This window comes from Pseudomonas sp. MD195_PC81_125, assembly GCF_014060985.1.
GTDB lineage: Bacteria > Pseudomonadota > Gammaproteobacteria > Pseudomonadales > Pseudomonadaceae > Aquipseudomonas > Aquipseudomonas parakoreensis.
The window spans coordinates 1-994 of the sequence record NZ_JABULD010000928.1 but is presented as its reverse complement, the minus strand read 5'-3'; the positions used below and the strand labels follow the sequence as shown (position 1 = coordinate 994).

The following is a 994-nucleotide window of genomic DNA, read 5'->3' as shown; positions in this document are numbered from 1 at the left end:
TCCTGTGAGCGACTTCGAAAATGGGGTTACCGCCCTTCCTCGAGGGCCTGGGCCAGCGGTACGTAGAACTCGTCGAACAAGGCATTCACCTCTTCGCGGGCCTGATCGGTGACGAACCCGGCTTCCAGCACCAGCACCTGATACACGCCACGCTTGATGGCCTGCTCGCTGAGGTGGTTGGAGTTTTCCCGGGTGGTGCACAGAAAACGCACCCACGAGGTGAGGATGATCCAGGCATTGATCGTCAGGGACTCGATCTGTACCCGATCCATCTTGAGAATGCCGGCGGCGACAAAGCCCTCGTAGATCGCCATGCCCTGGATCACACAGCGCTGGGAAAAACGCCGGTAGCGCGCGGCCAGATCCGGGTCACTGTCGAGCAGGTGTTCCAGATCCCGATGCAGAAAGCGGTAGCCCCACATCGCCGACAGCAGCTCCTTGAGGTAATAGCGCTTGTCTTCGACGGTGGCGGCACGCCCCTGTGGCGGGCGCAAAAAGCTGTCGACCAGACTTTCGTACTCACTGAACAGCACGGCGATGATCGCCTGCTTGTTGGGGAAGTGGTAGTACAGATTGCCCGGAGAAATCTCCATGTGCGCGGCAATGTGGTTGGTGCTGATGCTGCGCTCGCCCTGCTGATTGAACAGTTCGAGGCTGTTCTGCACGATGCGCTCGCTGGTTTTTATTCGTGGGGCCATGGCTTGAGCTTTAATTCAGAGTGCGGTGAGGGGCATCTTACGACCTAACCGGAATTGGATAAAACAAAGCTGTGTCGGGAAGTCATTTGACTTTCTAGAGCTTAGACTCTAAAAAGTCCTCACTACAATAAATCCGGAGCCGACGATGACTGCCGACATTGCTTATCTGCAAACGCTGCAACAGCCCCTGGAAGAGCTGGATCGGCTGTTCGCGGCACAGCGCGCCGCCTACACAGCCAACCCGATGCCGCCGGCGGCCCAGCGTCAGCAATGGCTCAAAGCGTTGCGCGACATGC

The 994-nt window shown here is 57.9% G+C and carries 1 protein-coding gene and 1 pseudogene; one reads left to right on the top strand and one right to left on the bottom strand.

The window, feature by feature from the left end; genetic code table 11:
• Positions 1-26 precede the first annotated feature (26 nt).
• The gene (locus tag HT737_RS30410) at positions 27-698 is read right to left on the bottom strand and encodes a TetR/AcrR family transcriptional regulator (protein ID WP_007964152.1); all 672 of its coding nucleotides are present in this window, start codon (positions 696-698) and stop codon (positions 27-29) included.
• Between the two features lie 145 nt (positions 699-843).
• Between HT737_RS30410 and HT737_RS30405 the strand changes: the two are divergent.
• Positions 844-994 (top strand): annotated as a pseudogene (locus HT737_RS30405) (coniferyl-aldehyde dehydrogenase); the annotation flags it as partial.

Bases quoted from the DNA above. Each gene is read 5' to 3' on its own strand.
- HT737_RS30410 (WP_007964152.1), bottom strand. From the start codon at position 698: ATGGCCCCACGAATAAAAACCAGCGAGCGCATCGTGCAGAACAGCCTC.